The sequence below is a fragment of the Herminiimonas arsenitoxidans genome, assembly GCF_900130075.1.
In the GTDB taxonomy this organism is placed as follows: Bacteria; Pseudomonadota; Gammaproteobacteria; order Burkholderiales; family Burkholderiaceae_D; genus Oxalicibacterium; species Oxalicibacterium arsenitoxidans.
Genome location: NZ_LT671418.1, coordinates 1,417,383 through 1,433,409 on the forward strand (window position 1 = coordinate 1,417,383; position 16,027 = coordinate 1,433,409).

Consider the following 16,027-nt stretch of genomic DNA (forward strand, 5'->3'; position numbering starts at 1 on the left):
GATGGCTTTACCAAACGCACCTGCGGCAGCAAGCAATGCTGCCTTCACACCTATTCCTGCGGCTGACAGAGTTTTTTCCTTCCGCGATCACGCTGCGCTGTGGTTCAGTCTCGGCGTCGGCTTGCTCGTCATGCAGATCGGCGCATTTCTTGGCACCGCGCTCGGCACGCAAACAGCATTGTTCGCCATTATCGTCGGCTCTCTGCTCGGTGCCGCCCTGCTCGGTCTGGTTGCCTACATAGGATTTGAACGTGGCTTGTCCAGCCCGGTACTGATGTGCCAAACCCTGGGCACATCATTTGCCAAATTGCCAGTGATTCTGAACGTCATTCAATTGATAGGCTGGAGCGCATTTGAATTGGTCGTCATGCGCGACGGCACGACTGCCTTGATCAAGGACATCACAGGCATAGACGCAATCTGGCTGCCATATGTCACGGCGCTGTTCTGGGGCCTGCTACTGGTTGGTCTTGCAACCGGTTCAATGATCGGTTTGGTACGTTGGTTCGTCGGCCGCTTCGGCCTGCCTTTGGTTATTCTTTCGCTGATCTGGCTAACCTATCAATTTGTCTTGAAAGCGCAGGTACAAGGTTTGGATGCGATCTGGAATAGATCCGGTGATGGTTCTATGAGTACGCTGGCCGGGATCGATCTGGTGATGGCGATGCCAGTGTCGTGGTTGCCATTGGTTGCTGATTTTGCGCGTTATGGTAAAGCCGGCGCCAGCACCTTCCGCGGCACATGGCTGGGTTTTGCGGTAGCGAATATCTGGTGTCACGCCTTAGGCGTATTGATCGTCAGCACGTCCAATCCGGGTGCTGATTTGATGACGACTTTGTTGCTGGCACAAGGCGGCTTAATTGCGCTAGGTCTGATTCTGATCGATGAGATGGATAACGCTTACGGCGATGTGTATTCCGGATCGGTCTCGCTCAATTTCCTGAATGGAAAATTCACGATACGCTTCTGGGGTATTACACTCGCCTTGGTCGCAACCGGCTGCGCACTCTTCCTGCCTATGCACGGACTGGAACCTTTCCTGCTCTTGCTCAGTTCGGTCTTCGTGCCCTTGTTCGGCGTCGTTATTTCGCAATTGGCAGCGAAGGGACAAGCGACAGATAAAGGTGTGAATGTTGTACCTGTTGCCATCTGGCTGATCGGCATTGCGGCCTTCCACATCTGCCCACTTCTATGGCCGGTAGTCGGTTCGGCTTTGCCTAGTCTGACAATCACGCTGCTGCTGGGAAGTATTTACCGGATGTCACGTCGCCCGGCATTGCAATCTGCTTGATCCATGGATGATGGATATTCTCCATCATCCATCCCTCATTACTTCACTTCGACTTGCGGCCTGCTCCAGCCACCACCCAATGCTTTGAATACATCGGTGGTACCGGTCAGGCGCAACAACCTCAGTTGTGCCAATGTATCGTCTGCCGTGAACAAGGTACGTTGCGCATCCAGTAATGTATTCAAATCATCTGCGCCTTCGCGATAACGCAGCTCAGATAATTTCAATGCGCGCTCTGCTTCTTTCTTGATTTCGATTTGCGCTTGCTCCTGGGCGAAATTACGACTCGCATTGCTGAGCGCATCATCGACTTCTTTCAACGAGGCATAAACCGTACGGCGATAATTTTCAATCAACTGACGACGTACCGATTCGCTGGTTTCCACTTGCAGACGCAAGCGATTGCCATCGAATAAAGTTTGTACGATGGACGCGGTAAGACCCACGCTATACGCCGGATTACCAAGTGCCAACAGAGCTGCACTGGAATTACCTGCAGCGCCTGTTAATGAAATAGTCGGCAACAATGCGGCACGCGCCGCTGCGACGTTGGCATCAGCCGCATACAGTTGCGCTTCTACACTGGCAATGTCTGGTCGGCGTGTAATCAAGGTCGACGGCAAACCCGGGCTGACCTCCGGCACATTCAACGTAGTCAAATTTTGTGCAGCAACCTGCAAGGCTTGCGGCTGACGTCCGAGCAAAATTGCCAAGGCACTTACTGTTTGCCGTTCCTGCACCTGCAAAGGCAACAAGGTATTGCGCTGCGTAAGTACAGTGCCGCGTTGGCGACTCATATCCAACGCTGAGGCAGAACCATAGCGGTAACGCGCCTCGACTATCGCATACACTTTTTCTGCAATCGCCAGATTGTTCTCTGCAACACGCAAACGCACGCGCAAAGCCAACGTTTGGAAATAAGCATTCGCAACGCCGGTGGTGAGCGTCAGTCTGACTGTTTCCAGATCGTAGCGACTGGCATTCAGCGATGCGTTGGCACCGCTGGCAACCGCCGCAACACGACCCCAGACATCGACCTCGTAGGCCACGCTGAGCGCCACACCGGAGCCTTCTGTTTTGTTCCAACCGGTACTTACGGGGCCCGGCTTGTTAGAACCCACATTGGTATTCGCACTCACAGTCAGCAATGGGAACAAGGATGCGCCGGCACTACGTGCTGTAATCTCTGCTTGCGTCACGCGTTCTGCCGCGATGCTCAAATCCGGATTCGCAGCCAGAGCTTGATCGATCAAACCAGACAACTCATCCGAGCCAAAGCCACGCCACCAGTCGCGCTGCAATTCAATGCCGGCAGGCGATGCTTCGGCCCAGGTCGCAGGCAACTCAAGATTCGGTCGCGTTGCATCGATACGGCTGGCGCAGGCGCTTAGTGTCATCAGCGCTGCAACAGCAAGCGCGAGACGAGTACGACGGAAAATAAAACGTGTAGTCATGGATGTCATTTCATTCTGCCGACAAGGCAACCACAGGATCGAGTTGCGCTGCTTTTTTAGCTGGTAAATAACCGAACACCAATCCCGTCATGAACGCGCAACCAAAAGCGAGCAAGACCGGTGTCGGCGAATATTTAATCGGCGTGCCGAAGGCATCGATCACGGCGGCCGTCGCCAATCCCCCTATCACACCGATGGCACCACCAATTGCTGACACCACCACTGCTTCGATCAGGAACTGCTGCATGATGTTGCTCTCGCGCGCACCAGTCGCCATGCGAATACCAATCTCCCGCGTACGCTCGGTCACGGACACCAGCATGATGTTCATCACGCCAATACCGCCCACCAGCAAGGAAATCGCGGCAATCGAACCGAGCAAGATCGTCAAAGTGTTTTGTGTCTGCTCCATCGCTTCCATGATGGAAGCCATATTGCGGATCTGGTAATCGACGGTGCCGTGGCGTTCCAACAGCAGCTTGTCGACTTCTTCCTGCGTATCGTCGATGTGCTCCACGTTCTCTACCGCTACCGTCACATTGCGCAAATAGCGTTGCCCGGACAAACGCAGACTGCTGGTTGAATAAGGCACGAACACCACATCATCCTGATCCGAACCCATAGGTGATGCGCCGCGCTCGGACATGACGCCTACAACTTGAAACAGCAGATTATTGACCAGTACAAATTCACCGATAGGATTGTCCTCACCGAACAAAGCCGTCGCCGTAGTTTTTCCCAGTACCGCAACAGCGGCGTAATTCGATTCATCTTCTTCACTGAAGAAGGTGCCTTGCGCTACCGGCCATTGTCGCGCCAATGGAAATTTGGCTGAGGTGCCCGTTACGCTGGTAGACGTATCCGAAGTACCAAAACGCAAAGTCACGCTACTGCTTTGTTCCGGCACAGCCGCCAGCACATTCGGCAAGTCATCGATGGCGCGCACATCTTCTACCACCAGTGTTGCCGTACTGTTAAAGCCACGCTGATTCGGCACACCTGGTCGCACCAGCAACAAGTTGGAACCCATCGCACTGATACGTTCCACCACTTCTGCCTTGGCACCATCACCAATCGCCAGCATCGCGATCACCGATGCGACACCGATCACAATACCCAGCAGCGTCAATACCGAACGGAAGAAATTTGCCCGTAGCGAACGCAGCGCCATCTTGGCCGCTTCCAGCATATCGGTCAGACGTGAACCCACACCTGCCACCACCGGCCGTACAAACTCTGCCTGCATCGGCAACTGCTTGGCTGGACCGGGATCGGACAAAATATGACCGTCCTTGATTTCAATCAATCGCTGCGCGTGATCTGCTACTTCTTTTGCATGCGTAATCAGTAGAACTGTGTGTCCACGTGCTGACAAATCAGCCAGCAGCTTCATCACATCCTGCCCGCTCTTGCTATCCAGCGCACCAGTCGGTTCATCGGCGAGAATGATGCGACCACCATTCATCAGCGCGCGCGAAATCGAAACCCGCTGCTGCTGACCACCGGACAATTGATTCGGTCTGTGATGCGAGCGATCAGCCAAACCCAGCTCGGCCAACAAAGCTTGCGCACGTGCATGCCGTTCGGCAGGTGGCAAGCCGGAATACATCGCCGGCACTTCCACGTTTTCTGCTGCGCTGGCAGACGCGATCAAGTTATAACTTTGGAACACGAAGCCGAAATCATCGCGCCGCAACAATGCCAACTCATCTCGATCGAAACCGGAAACATCGCGCCCCATGAAATAGTAACTACCGGTAGTCGGCCTATCCAGACAGCCGAGTATATTCATCAGCGTCGATTTGCCCGAACCGGATGCCCCCATGATGGCGACGAATTCGCCTTCATAGATTTTCAGATCTATGCCATGCAGCACTTCTACTTCAAGCCCACCATTACGGTAAGTCTTGGTCACGCCGCGCAATTCGATCAGCGGCGTCTCGTCATGCGCGCGCTCACCGTTTGCGGCAAGGCCAGAAACAATTTCCTCACTCATTAACGACCTCGTGATGCCGTTGGTCCACCCATGCCAGGTGGCATGCCGCCTTGCTGGTTAGCCGATACAGGGCGCTTGGTTGATGGTGGCAGCTTCATGCCGATCACCACGCTATCGCCCTCTTCCAGACCGCTCAATACCTGCATCTGCACCCGATTGGTTACGCCCAGTTCTACCTTGCGCTGCTCAACCTTGCCATCCTTGGTGATTACTTTCACCGTACCGCTGCGGGATGCACGCGTCGTGCTTTGATCAGCAAAACCACTGGTGGATGCGGAAGAATCAGCAGGAGGGCTACCTATATTGGAAGTAGCTGCAAGCGCCTCGCTTTTCTCTGCAGTAGCAGACTTGCCATTAGCTTTTGGAGCTTGGTTTGTACCCGCAGCGGCTTGTGCCACGTTTGCTGCACCCGATTTATCTTCACCTTCGCGCATTGCACGGCGACGTTCACGCATCGCTTCGCGTTCTTCCGGTGTCATTTTTTCGAATGCTGAGCGGCGCTCTTCTGCCGTCATATTCGCCAATGGTTTGTCGTCGGATTTACCCGCGCTCTCTTTGTTAATTACTGCCGGAGCTTTAGACGTATCTGTTTTGCTACGTGCAGAACTATCTGATGCGTCTTTGCGATCATGCGATTTGGCATCAGCAGTTTCTGTACGATCGCGACGACCGCTTGCACCACTGGAACCGCGGCTAATCGTTACTGCAGCGGTTGGCACCAGCAAGACATCTTTTGCAGTCGCGGCGATAAAGAACACCTGCGTTGTCATACTCGGCATCAATGCCTGATTCTTATTCGGTACGTCGAACAATGCGTTGTACAACACGACGTTATTAGTCACGGTTGGTGTCGGCTCGACTTTACGCAGCGCGCCGTACCAGCGACGTCCCTGGCTACCCAAGGTAGTGAAATAGACTTCCATCCCTTTACGCAACTTGCCAACTTCCGCTTCCGATACCTGTGTCTGCACCGTCATTGTGGATAGATCAGCGATGCGCAAAATCGTCGGTGCAGCTTGATTGGCATTCAGTGTTTGGCCTTGACGCGCAGTCAGAGAAACCACTGTACCGGTCATAGGCGCATAGATTTTTGCGTAGTTGAGATTGGCTTCGTCTGCGCGCAATGTCGATTGCGTTTGTTCGATCTGTGCCTGCAAGGCATCGATCTGCGCTTTGGCTGAACGTAATGCTGCTTCAGCTGTTTGCAGTGAATCGGCAGTCGTCGCATCCGCCGCCATCAAGTTCTTTTGCCGGTTGTATTGCAAGGTCGCCAATGCCAGTTGCGACTCACGATCTTTCATCGTGGCGAGTTGATTACGTAGACCTGCGCGACGTGCATCTACCGTTGCGAGGAAAACAGTTGGATCAATTTCGGCCAACAGATCGCCCTCTTTCACTACCGAGCCGACTTCTATATGGAGCTTCTTCAACTGACCGGATACTTGAGCACCGACGTCCACATACTCGAGCGGCTGCACCGTTCCGGTCGCCGTCACGAGGTCTTGAATATCACCGCGCTGCACTTCCGCAACTTGATAAGTCTCACGCGGATCTTTTTTGCCATAGAACTTGTGCCATCCCCAATAACTAAGGCCGGCTACCAGCACTATCAGCAAGGCGATCAAAGAGTAGCGACTGAAGAGGCGTTGGCGCAGGCCAGCAAGGAAGGATGAAGACTTCATGGGCAGAGACATTCAGTGTGTAAATAATTATTTTAATGAGAGCGAAAGCGCCGCTTACTCTTGCTGACTACGACGCGGGAACAAATCTGGAGCAAGCTGCATGACACGACGACAATCGCAAACTATCGTGTAGCAACGTGGGTACTTCTATGTTTTCCGAATAGTGCAAAACCTATGCGAGCCCTTAGCGGGACGGGCTGGCTATCCGGAAGAATGGAATGGCTGGCGGTATCGTTGATGCATCGACTACAACATCTAACAACGTTGCCTAACGATAACGAGTCTGCCGGTGATTATCAAGACAATCCCTGATTCCATAAGGTAAAGAATTGTGAAGAAGAAACGAAATGACAGCACGTTCTTACGTCCATGCACGACTGATGCACACAAAAAAATAGCGCTGAATGTTCATTCAACATTCAGCGCCATTTCTTCTGCTTAGCCTATTAAGGGCTTCAGCGATATTTCATGAATCTTATTACATCAGCCGCGATCAACAAATGCACGTTCGATCACGTAATCACCCGGCTGACCAATCCCAGGCGACACTTCAAAGCCCAGCTTGTCGAGTTCGCCTGCGGTGTCTTTCAACATATCAGGGCTACCGCAAATCATCGCGCGGTCAGTTAATGGACTCATAGGATCGATGCCAAGATCGATGCACATCTTGCCGGTAGAAATGGCCGTCGTAATACGACCTTCATTGGCAAAAGGCTCGCGCGTCACGGTTGGGTAATACAAAAGCTTGGCCGCGATTTCTTCGCCCAAGCCTTCGATTTGCAGCAATTCATCGGCGACGTATTCACGATAAGCCAGTTCACTCACCAGACGTACACCGTGTACCAAAACGACTTGATCGAAACGCTCGTAAGTATCCGGATCACGAATGATACTCATGAATGGTGCCAAGCCTGTGCCGCTACCGAACAGGAACAAACGTTTTGCCGGCAACAGATCGGAAATTACCAAAGTACCCGTTGGCTTGCGACCAACCAGCATCTCGTCGCCGACTTTCAGATTCTGTAGATGTTTGGTCAAGGCACCGTTCTGCACCTTGATCGACAGGAATTCAAGATGTTCTTCCCACGCCGGGCTGGCGATACTGTATGCGCGCAACACATTTTTGCCGTCGATCGGCAGACCGATCATGACGAAGTGACCGCTTTCGAAGCGGAAGCTTGGCTCACGAGTCGTAGTGAAAGAAAACAGCGTGTCGTTCCAATGATGAACAGACAGAACGCGAACAGTGTCAAAAGCAGCCATAAAATCAATACATCCTAAATATCAAATTGCCGTTATCACGGACAAGCGGGCGAACAAAGCTGTGAACGCATACCAAGAGGCGCTCCTGACTTTTCCTGAGAAAAAGGGAGCGCGTATTTTACCAGCCGGGACTGAACTGTCACAGGCATCAGACAGACCTGCCTGAATACACTGCAATGGTGGGCTTTCGTCAGCGCAAACTACTTGAGAATTGTTCTCATTATAGCGAATACCCGAAAGCGCCGCAAACCTTGGCCATCAGGATACCTTGCGCGCCGTCATTTGATAATGACGGAATTCTCATTTGCTTATAACCAAACGGCTTAAAGACGGTGTGGTCAATTCATCAAATGGTAATAAAACGGTAATCAGCCTGTCATCTGTGCTCCGCATAATCCGGCAATTTATTCGGAGACATAAGAATGCGTTTCAGCCATCCGTTGCGCCCGCTTCCCCTCGTCATCGCTTTGCAGGCAGCCTTGTGCTCACCCTTATGGGCGGCAACCTTCACAATTCCGACCGACTCCGGCACGACAACAAAAACTCTGGCCGCGGGTGATACCGGAACAGTCAATAACGGCGCAAGCTTAAGCCTCGGCGGCTCAACCATCGCTGTGACCGTGACCGGCACAACAGGTACCGCGATGCTAAATAACGCAGGCACAATCGAACAAACCGGCACCGAGCGCACGATTGATGTGACTGGAAACGGAGTCAAACTAATTCTGAATAATACATTCGGCGCGACCATATCCGCCGCCGCCAATGATGTTATCCGCACAAATAAAGCGAGCATCGCGATAGAGATTAATAACCAGGGCACCATCTGGCAAAAGAGCACGGGTAGCGCTGCTGGAGGTCAAGCGATTGATTCTCGCGGCATTACATCATCATCCGGCAATCTAATAACCAATGGTTCCGTGACTAATACCAGCGCAACGATACGTGCCGATGCCGATGACGCAATTCGCGCCGGTGCCAACACCACCATCACAAACTACGGAACCATCATCAGTAATGGCATCGTCAATACTAAATGCCCTGACTATTTGGGCACTGCCGCTTGCGCCAGCTCGATCAGCGCTAGCGATGCAATCGATATAGGCGCTAACCGTGGCGTAGTTATTAATAACTACGGAACGATCAGCGGCCCGCGTCACGGCATTACAGCGGATAACGATGTAGAAGTAACGAATCAACTCGGTGGCCAAATCATCGGCCGTAACGGTTCCGGTGTCGGTAGCGATGGCACAGGCAAAGTGATCAACTACGGCACAATCAGTGGCCGATATGCCGGTGCTGGCAATGTCTTCCAGCAACCGGGAACCGGTGGCATCAGCACCACTAGCAATGGTGATGGTGATGGTGTTGATATTGACGGCGTTGCAGACATAACAAATTACGGCCGCATTGAAGGCTTGGGCGCTGGAGGCTTTGATTCCGGTGGTAGCCCAAATGGTGCTGATGGCATCGCAGCTGGAGGCGGTAGCATCGTCAATTATGCAGGCGCCTCCATCTACGGTCAGTCCAAAGGTATTCTCATTGACAATGGCTCAGATGGGATGATGACCGTAACTGACGTAAATAACGTGAAAACGATAACCAACGAGAGCGAAACGACACTTGGCCGCGGTACCACTAATCCTAATGGCACTGTAGCTGCCATCGGTGGTGCAGCTACCATCGTCAATGAAGGTACCATCACCGGCGACAAAAAAGTCGCCATCGGTTTAGTCGGTCTGTACAACGACACCCTCATCAACCGCGCAAGCGGCATCATCACCGGCGGTGCAGATGCAACGCGCCTCGGCGAAAACAATAGCACCGTAGCTGGTGCAGCAGTACAAATGGGTGCCGGCGACGATGTACTGATCAACTATGGTCGCATCGAAGGCAAGAATGGCTTGGCAATCGATATGGGTTCGGGTAATGACACCTTGCGCCTACTCGGCGGTGTCGTAATCGGCAGCATAGACGGTGGTACTGGCGTTAACCTGCTGGAAACCAATGACACACAAACCTTCAATGCCGGACAGTTAAGCAACTTCCAGAACATCACTGTCCTCGGCGGCAACACCACGTTCAACTACGCACTTGGTACTGTCAATAATCTACAAGTCGATGCTGGCGGCAATCTGCGCATCAATGGCAATTTCGGTACGACAGGCAATTTGACAGTGAACGGTACATTGCAGGCCGCAAGTGGCGATGTCTTCCGCACAGTGACAGTAGCAGGCAATTATGTGCAGGGTGCCAGCGGCGTGCTTGAAACGCGCATAGGTGCAAACGGTGTCAGCGATAAAATCGCCGTTACCGGCAGCGCCACGCTGACGGACGGTGCAACGATACGTCCATTGTTGAGTGGCTACGTCACAGATGGTACGACGTATACCTTGGTCGGTGCCGGCACACTCAATGCAACTGCGGGCAATCTGCATATCGACAGTACATCCAACTTCCTCACCTATAACCTGGTACAGAACGGCAACGATTTGCAGCTCGTCGCACATCGCCAACAAAGCATAGTTGATGTGGTACCGCAAACCATGTCCGGTCTGGCAGGAGGTTTGCAAACCGTATTGAGTTCCGGCTCGCAAGCCAGCATCAATCTGTTGAACGCGCTCGAATCCTCATCCGATGCAGCCGCCTTGTCCAAAGCCACGGCACAACTCGCACCGGAAACCAACGCAGCGGCACGATCCGCAGCTACTGCAGCACAAGGCAGCGTGTTCTCTGCCTTCGACAATCGTATGGATGCTGCACGCAGCGGTGACTCCGTCGCAATGAGTAAGACTGGCTTAGCCGGCGGCGATGCGGCAGGCAATCGTTTCTGGATGCAAGGGTTGGCCTCAATCGCAACGCAAAAAGCGCGCAAAGGTGCCAACGGTTTCGATCTGGATGCGCAAGGTTTGGCAGCTGGCTATGAAACCGATTTGAACGCACGCGATATGCTTGGTGTATCAGGTGGTTATACACAAGCAGGCAGCGATGGTCGCGATAGTGGCGTAGGTGATAACAACAAGGTCAAAGCCATTCACGTCGGTACTTACTTCAGCCGTACCGATAGCAATTACACACTGGATGCCAGCCTGGCAATTTCTGCCAATCGCTATACAAGCCAACGCACAGTCACGATTCCCGGCTTTACCGAAGTCTTGGGTGGCAAATACTCAGGTAATCAAATCGGTGCACGCATGGAATACGGCCTACCGTTTGTACTGGATAGCAAATGGAGCGGTCGCTGGTTAATAGGCGCTCGTCTTGCTCGTCTGAGTAATGGTAACTACACAGAAACCGGTGGTGTCTCTGCACAAAACGTGGCCAGCTCCAGCGCCAACTCTGTACAAAGCGTATTGGGTATGGAATTCACCAACAAGCTGAGCGCATCTTCCAGCGCTACGCTGCGTGCTCGCTATCTGCACGAATTTGCAGATACACCAGCAGTCGAAGCATCCTTCGTCAATGGTGGCCCTGCCTTCAAAATCGACGGCGTGCAACCAGGTCGTGAAGCATTACAACTGGGCGTCGGCTATCGCAAGGTCACCGCAACAGGCACCACCGTTGCATTTGGCTACGATATGGAAGTCAGGGATAAGTATCTCGGCCATCAATTGACGGCAAAAGCGATCTGGAGCTTCTGATCCGGCTCAAATCGATAGGCGTACGCATACGGTGATCGACTCCCGGCAGAATCACAAGTTCTGCCGGGGCATCTGTTGGATAGGCACGCAAGAAATTTTGCAGCAAAACAGGTGGCACAACTTTATCGTCATCCCCTACTACGTGTATCTGCGGCAAGCGAAATAATCTCTCCCGAACCTCCAGCGCATTGAGCGAACCAGTCAACGGTGATACCCGGTGATACGTCGTCCATGCCGCATGATCGAGCGGTGACGCAACAGTAATCAGCATAGCTACATCATCACGTCGCGCAGCAATCAAGGCAGCCATCACGCCACCGCCTGAATAACCAGCCAGCACAATATTTTTGGCTCGCGTAGTGCGCTTGGCCTCGTTGATCGCAGCATTCAAACGCCCTACCCACTTCTCCGCAAAACGTGCACTAGTCCAGTCATCAATCGAACACGCATCCAGTTCAACTTGAGAAATGTATTGGCAAGGCCGTGCAAGATAAAGCACAGTGCTTTTGGAAATACCTTTTGCTAAACGCCAGCCTGCCGCATCGACCGGCGTTGGATCAAATGACGGCTCACGCATATTCAGCCATGCACGACCATCACCTTCGATCACAACCCACAGATTATCGGGAGCATTCTGTGTGCTCTTCTGTGCACGCAACATGCCAACCAACGGCGGTGCCGCACCAAAACTCACAGGCGTAAATCCTTGTGTGCCGCCATCCTGCTTCATCGCAAGAAAGCGCTCTTCCGTCGTCAACGCACATCCGGATAACAACATCGTCGCCAACACAAATGCGATGCAGACAAGGCGATATGTCGCGACTCCACTCAAATGGGACACATTACGCCCTAACGTTTGCTTGATGAGGTTCATTGAGATGAAAGAAAAAATGATTGCGTAATGTCGCCTGCAATCGATGGCAACGTCAAGGCATCCAGCGAAAAATGCCGGGCATATAGGCAAGCGACAAAGAAAACCTTTTCAGCATCAAATGATCAAATAGGGATATCCCGCATCATTCATCAGAAATAGTGTTCATTCGGCGCAAAAATAAGCCCCAGACACCAAGAACTGTCGATATGCGAGGTTTTTCAATTATTCAGACCCCGTAGATGCCATCCCACGGGAAGAAGGGTAAAAATCAGTAAATAAATCCTTCTGCCACTAACCTTGTACGGCATGAGGAATACAATACAGCCATGCACAGTTGCAACCTATTTGAATGGATAACAAGATGGAAAACGCCGTATACAACAGCGCACTCGCCGCATTAAAGACATTGTTCGGCATGCCACGGCCGCTCGCGAACCAAAACGGAGCAAGATTTTTACGTAACGGTACCGTCACGATCTACCACACCGAATTATTTCCCGGTAATGAAGCAGAGATCGCGTTCAACGTGCAGCCTATATCCTCTTCCTACGGGATATCGCCGGCAACGCTGAACAGTCTGTTAGAGGAGTGCAGACAGTTGACCGGGCATCCGACCGAAGTCAATAAATTACAAAACTGGCCGCGCATCGGTTTGGCGACTGAAGAAGAAGTGACACAGGTAATGGCCAAATTGGCTGCCGTACTGAAGAAATAAACAGACGCAATTTGTCCCTCCCAAAATTGCGTATGCGCGTATAAACTATAAGTGCTGACCGCTGGCTCCACAAGCTCACCGATGTAATGTGACAAGGAGGAAATGATGGATAACCTGAACGTACAATTTCATGTCTCCGTTTTGACCGTCCCGCGCTACATCACGACAGATCAATTCCCCGAATGGCTCCACCGTGAAGCGCTGGCCATTCAGGAATTAAGCGAAGACAACAGCCTGACTATTATCAGATTGTTTCTTGCTGCACGTATCAAGGAAGTGTGGACAAGGAAAAAGCTGGATACCCTATTGCAAGGCATCACCGATAAATATCTGCATATTTTTCGGGTGGAGATGGTCGTAATCGACGATACGCTGGATATCGACGAAATAGAACAGATCCAGTCAGATGCCGAGTATGAACTGGCGCAAGTATTGGAGTCGGTTAAACAGTTTCAGGAATTGAAGGTAGCGAGAAGCAAGCTGCATTAATTCAACATTGCATCTATACAGCGCTCGTGTCTGACAAAGATCAAACCATGCTCAGCAATTGCGTCGCTCTTAAGAAAACATAAAAGCGAGCATTGCAGCATCGTCTTCCAACATCACAATGATAGTGACCGCCCATAGCAGAATATGGGCTTGCGTCAGCGCCAGCATATCTTTGGTATTTTTATTAATTATCTTTGCCATCTGCTTAAACGAGCCGGCTCAGTGAAGGTAGAGCACCACACTATACCTTGTTTCTTTTTCTGCAAAACAAAATGCCCGCTTGCGCGGGCATGTGTATTCTGGCGGAGAGACGGGGATTCGAACCCCGGATAGGCTATGAACCTATACACGCTTTCCAGGCGTGCGACTTCAACCACTCATCCATCTCTCCTGATCTGTCTTCGCCGACTGCTTTTTAGCGAAGCCGCCGATTATAGCAAAATTTTCTCCAGAATTGCCGCTTTTCCTCACTATCTAAGATTACTAGACGTAAAAAAGCCGTCGCAGCGAGTAACTGCGACGGCTTTGCATTGAATGCTGGTCAATATTTTTTATTGAGCTTGCTTCAATTGTTCCAGAATTGCCGGATTTTCCAAGGTCGAGATATCTTGCGTAATCACTTCATCTTTCGCCAGTACACGCAACAGACGACGCATGATTTTTCCCGAGCGTGTTTTAGGCAAGTTGTCACCAAAACGGATTTCCTTCGGTTTGGCGATCGGGCCAATTTCTTTCGCTACCCAGTCACGCAATTCCTTGGCGATTTGTTTGGCTTCATCACCGGTCGGGCGGCTACGCTTCAGTACGACAAAAGCGCAAATCGATTCGCCGGTGGTTTCATCCGGTTTGCCGACAACGGCTGCCTCGGCCACGATAGGATTGGCGACCAGTGCGGATTCGATTTCTGCCGTCCCCATGCGATGACCGGAGATGTTCAGCACGTCATCGATACGACCCGTGATAGTGAAATAACCGGTTTCTTCATTGCGGATTGCACCGTCACCTGCAAGGTAGGTTGTACCGCCAAGTTCTGCCGGGAAATAGCTCTTGGTGAAACGTTCTGGATCGTTCCAGATATTACGGATCATCGATGGCCATGGGCGTTTGATGACTAGCAAGCCGCCTTTCCCGTCAGGCAGATCGTGGCCGCCATCATCGACGACCGCAGCAGTAATACCAGGTAACGGCAAGGTGCATGAACCTGGCACCATAGGCGTGGCACCCGGCATAGGCGAGATCACGTGACCGCCGGTTTCTGTCTGCCAGAAAGTATCGGCAATCGGGCAACGTTCGCCGCCAATGTTTTTGTAGTACCACATCCATGCTTCCGGATTAATCGGTTCACCAACGGAGCCAAGCAAGCGCAAGCTGCTTAAGTCGTATTTGCTTGGATGTATCGCAGGATCTGCATCCGCAGCTTTGATCAATGAACGAATTGCCGTTGGTGCCGTGTAGAAAATCGTGACCTTGTGCTTTTGCACCATGTCCCAGAAACGACCAGCGTTCGGGAACATCGGTACGCCTTCGAATACGATTTGTGTCGCACCGCAAGCCAGTGGCCCGTAAGTAACGTAAGTGTGACCAGTGATCCAACCGATATCGGCAGTACACCAATAAACATCATTCGGCTTGATGTCAAAGGTCCACTTCATCGTCAACATCGCCCACAACAGATAACCGGCGGATGAATGCTGCACGCCTTTTGGTTTACCGGTCGAACCGGATGTGTAAAGGATGAACAATGGATGCTCGGCACCAACTGCTACCGGCTCACATTCAGCGGCTTGCTTCTCAACCAAGTCATGCAACCAGATATCGCGACCGGCGACGAAGTTCATGTCTCCGCCTGTGCGTTTGTAGACGACGACATTGCGAATAGTGTTGCAACCACCCAGCGCGAGCGCTTCATCGACGATGGATTTCAGTGGCAGATTTTTACCGCCGCGTACCTGATAGTCAGAAGTCAGCACCGCTACTGCGCCTGCATCGATAATGCGTTCCTGCAGCGACTTGGCAGAGAAACCACCAAATACGACCGAGTGTGTTGCACCGATACGTGCACATGCCTGCATCGCTGCCACGCCTTCGACCGACATCGGCATATAAATAATGACGCGATCGCCTTTCTGGATGCCCAGCTCTTTCAAGCCGTTGGCAAATTTGCAGACGCGTTCGTACAGTTCTTTATAAGTTACCCGTGTAACTTTGCCATCATCTGATTCAAAAATGAGCGCAACTTTGTCGGCGTTGCCATTATGCAGATGGCGATCCAAACAGTTGTAGGAGACGTTTAATTCACCGTCTTCAAACCATTTATAGAATGGCGCATTGGACTCATCCAGTTTTTTGGTGAATGGTTTGGTCCATTGAATATTTTGCTGGGCAAGGCGTGCCCAGAATCCTTCGTAATCTTCTTCTGCCTCGGCACACAGTGCGCGATAGGCATCCATACCACTAATAGCAGCATTTTTAACGAACTCAACAGGCGGATTAAACACCCGCGCCTCTTGCTTGAAGCTTTCAATACTGGACATCGTCCCCTCCGTTACGGATTTTATTTGTTACTCACAATATGCTTTTACACTTACTGAAGCCTTACACAAATCCGGCTTCAGTAAGTTG

At 51.8% G+C, this 16,027-nt stretch carries 11 protein-coding genes and 1 tRNA gene; 4 read left to right on the forward strand and 8 right to left on the reverse strand.

Annotation, left to right across the window (positions count from 1 at the left end):
- Position 1: 1 nt before the first annotated feature.
- The gene (locus BQ6873_RS06645) at positions 2-1,291 is read left to right on the forward strand and encodes a purine-cytosine permease family protein (RefSeq protein ID WP_076593982.1); all 1,290 of its coding nucleotides are present in this window, start codon (positions 2-4) and stop codon (positions 1,289-1,291) included.
- A 38-nt stretch (positions 1,292-1,329) separates the two neighbouring features.
- Here BQ6873_RS06645 and BQ6873_RS06650 read toward each other — a convergent pair whose 3' ends face one another.
- The 4 genes from BQ6873_RS06650 to BQ6873_RS06665 all read right to left on the reverse strand — a co-directional run bounded on the left by BQ6873_RS06650 (position 1,330) and on the right by BQ6873_RS06665 (position 7,686).
- Positions 1,330-2,745: an efflux transporter outer membrane subunit gene (locus tag BQ6873_RS06650; RefSeq protein WP_076593983.1), complete on the reverse strand. Its 1,416-nt coding sequence runs from the start codon at positions 2,743-2,745 to the stop codon at positions 1,330-1,332.
- A gap of 10 nt (positions 2,746-2,755) precedes the next feature.
- Positions 2,756-4,741: a MacB family efflux pump subunit gene (locus tag BQ6873_RS06655; protein WP_076591947.1), complete on the reverse strand. Its 1,986-nt coding sequence runs from the start codon at positions 4,739-4,741 to the stop codon at positions 2,756-2,758.
- Positions 4,741-6,423 carry an efflux RND transporter periplasmic adaptor subunit gene (locus BQ6873_RS06660; protein ID WP_076591948.1) on the reverse strand — a complete coding sequence of 561 codons (1,683 nt, stop codon included), beginning with the start codon at positions 6,421-6,423 and terminating at the stop codon, positions 4,741-4,743. Before BQ6873_RS06660 ends, BQ6873_RS06655 begins: the two co-directional genes overlap by 1 nt.
- Positions 6,424-6,906: 483 nt before the next feature.
- Positions 6,907-7,686: a ferredoxin--NADP reductase gene (locus BQ6873_RS06665; RefSeq protein ID WP_076591949.1), complete on the reverse strand. Its 780-nt coding sequence runs from the start codon at positions 7,684-7,686 to the stop codon at positions 6,907-6,909.
- A gap of 422 nt (positions 7,687-8,108) precedes the next feature.
- Here BQ6873_RS06665 and BQ6873_RS06670 point away from each other — a divergent pair, with 422 nt between their 5' ends.
- Positions 8,109-11,327, forward strand: coding sequence for an autotransporter outer membrane beta-barrel domain-containing protein (locus tag BQ6873_RS06670; protein WP_076591950.1), 3,219 nt, complete (start codon positions 8,109-8,111; stop codon positions 11,325-11,327).
- Here the strand turns inward: BQ6873_RS06670 and BQ6873_RS06675 are convergent.
- Positions 11,272-12,201, reverse strand: coding sequence for an alpha/beta hydrolase (locus BQ6873_RS06675; protein ID WP_157889137.1), 930 nt, complete (start codon positions 12,199-12,201; stop codon positions 11,272-11,274). The two genes, BQ6873_RS06670 and BQ6873_RS06675, sit on opposite strands and share 56 nt — an antisense overlap.
- Positions 12,202-12,562: 361 nt before the next feature.
- On the opposite strand from BQ6873_RS06675, the gene BQ6873_RS06680 reads away from it, so the two are divergent.
- Positions 12,563-12,916, forward strand: coding sequence for a hypothetical protein (locus BQ6873_RS06680; RefSeq protein ID WP_076593984.1), 354 nt, complete (start codon positions 12,563-12,565; stop codon positions 12,914-12,916).
- A 105-nt stretch (positions 12,917-13,021) separates the two neighbouring features.
- Positions 13,022-13,405, forward strand: coding sequence for a hypothetical protein (locus tag BQ6873_RS06685; RefSeq protein WP_076591952.1), 384 nt, complete (start codon positions 13,022-13,024; stop codon positions 13,403-13,405).
- Positions 13,406-13,474: 69 nt separating this feature from the next.
- Here the strand turns inward: BQ6873_RS06685 and BQ6873_RS18330 are convergent, their stop codons facing one another.
- From BQ6873_RS18330 to acs, 3 genes are all read right to left on the reverse strand, one after another.
- Positions 13,475-13,606, reverse strand: coding sequence for a hypothetical protein (locus BQ6873_RS18330; RefSeq protein ID WP_269457231.1), 132 nt, complete (start codon positions 13,604-13,606; stop codon positions 13,475-13,477).
- A gap of 99 nt (positions 13,607-13,705) precedes the next feature.
- Positions 13,706-13,796: transfer RNA gene (locus BQ6873_RS06690), tRNA-Ser, on the reverse strand.
- Between the two features lie 160 nt (positions 13,797-13,956).
- Entirely contained in the window at positions 13,957-15,939 is a 1,983-nt protein-coding gene (gene acs, locus BQ6873_RS06695) for an acetate--CoA ligase (protein WP_076591953.1), read from the reverse strand.
- Positions 15,940-16,027: the final 88 nt, after the last annotated feature.

What these genes read in the sequence shown, in the direction of transcription:
- BQ6873_RS06645 (WP_076593982.1), top strand. Translation starts at nt 2, where the DNA reads ATGGCTTTACCAAACGCACCTGCGGCAGCAAGCAATGCTGCCTTCACA.
- BQ6873_RS06650 (WP_076593983.1), bottom strand. Translation starts at nt 2,745, where the DNA reads ATGACTACACGTTTTATTTTCCGTCGTACTCGTCTCGCGCTTGCTGTT.
- BQ6873_RS06655 (WP_076591947.1), bottom strand. Translation starts at nt 4,741, where the DNA reads ATGAGTGAGGAAATTGTTTCTGGCCTTGCCGCAAACGGTGAGCGCGCG.
- BQ6873_RS06660 (WP_076591948.1), bottom strand. Translation starts at nt 6,423, where the DNA reads ATGAAGTCTTCATCCTTCCTTGCTGGCCTGCGCCAACGCCTCTTCAGT.
- BQ6873_RS06665 (WP_076591949.1), bottom strand. Translation starts at nt 7,686, where the DNA reads ATGGCTGCTTTTGACACTGTTCGCGTTCTGTCTGTTCATCATTGGAAC.
- BQ6873_RS06670 (WP_076591950.1), top strand. Translation starts at nt 8,109, where the DNA reads ATGCGTTTCAGCCATCCGTTGCGCCCGCTTCCCCTCGTCATCGCTTTG.
- BQ6873_RS06675 (WP_157889137.1), bottom strand. Translation starts at nt 12,201, where the DNA reads ATGAACCTCATCAAGCAAACGTTAGGGCGTAATGTGTCCCATTTGAGT.
- BQ6873_RS06680 (WP_076593984.1), top strand. Translation starts at nt 12,563, where the DNA reads ATGGAAAACGCCGTATACAACAGCGCACTCGCCGCATTAAAGACATTG.
- BQ6873_RS06685 (WP_076591952.1), top strand. Translation starts at nt 13,022, where the DNA reads ATGGATAACCTGAACGTACAATTTCATGTCTCCGTTTTGACCGTCCCG.
- BQ6873_RS18330 (WP_269457231.1), bottom strand. Translation starts at nt 13,606, where the DNA reads ATGGCAAAGATAATTAATAAAAATACCAAAGATATGCTGGCGCTGACG.
- acs (WP_076591953.1), bottom strand. Translation starts at nt 15,939, where the DNA reads ATGTCCAGTATTGAAAGCTTCAAGCAAGAGGCGCGGGTGTTTAATCCG.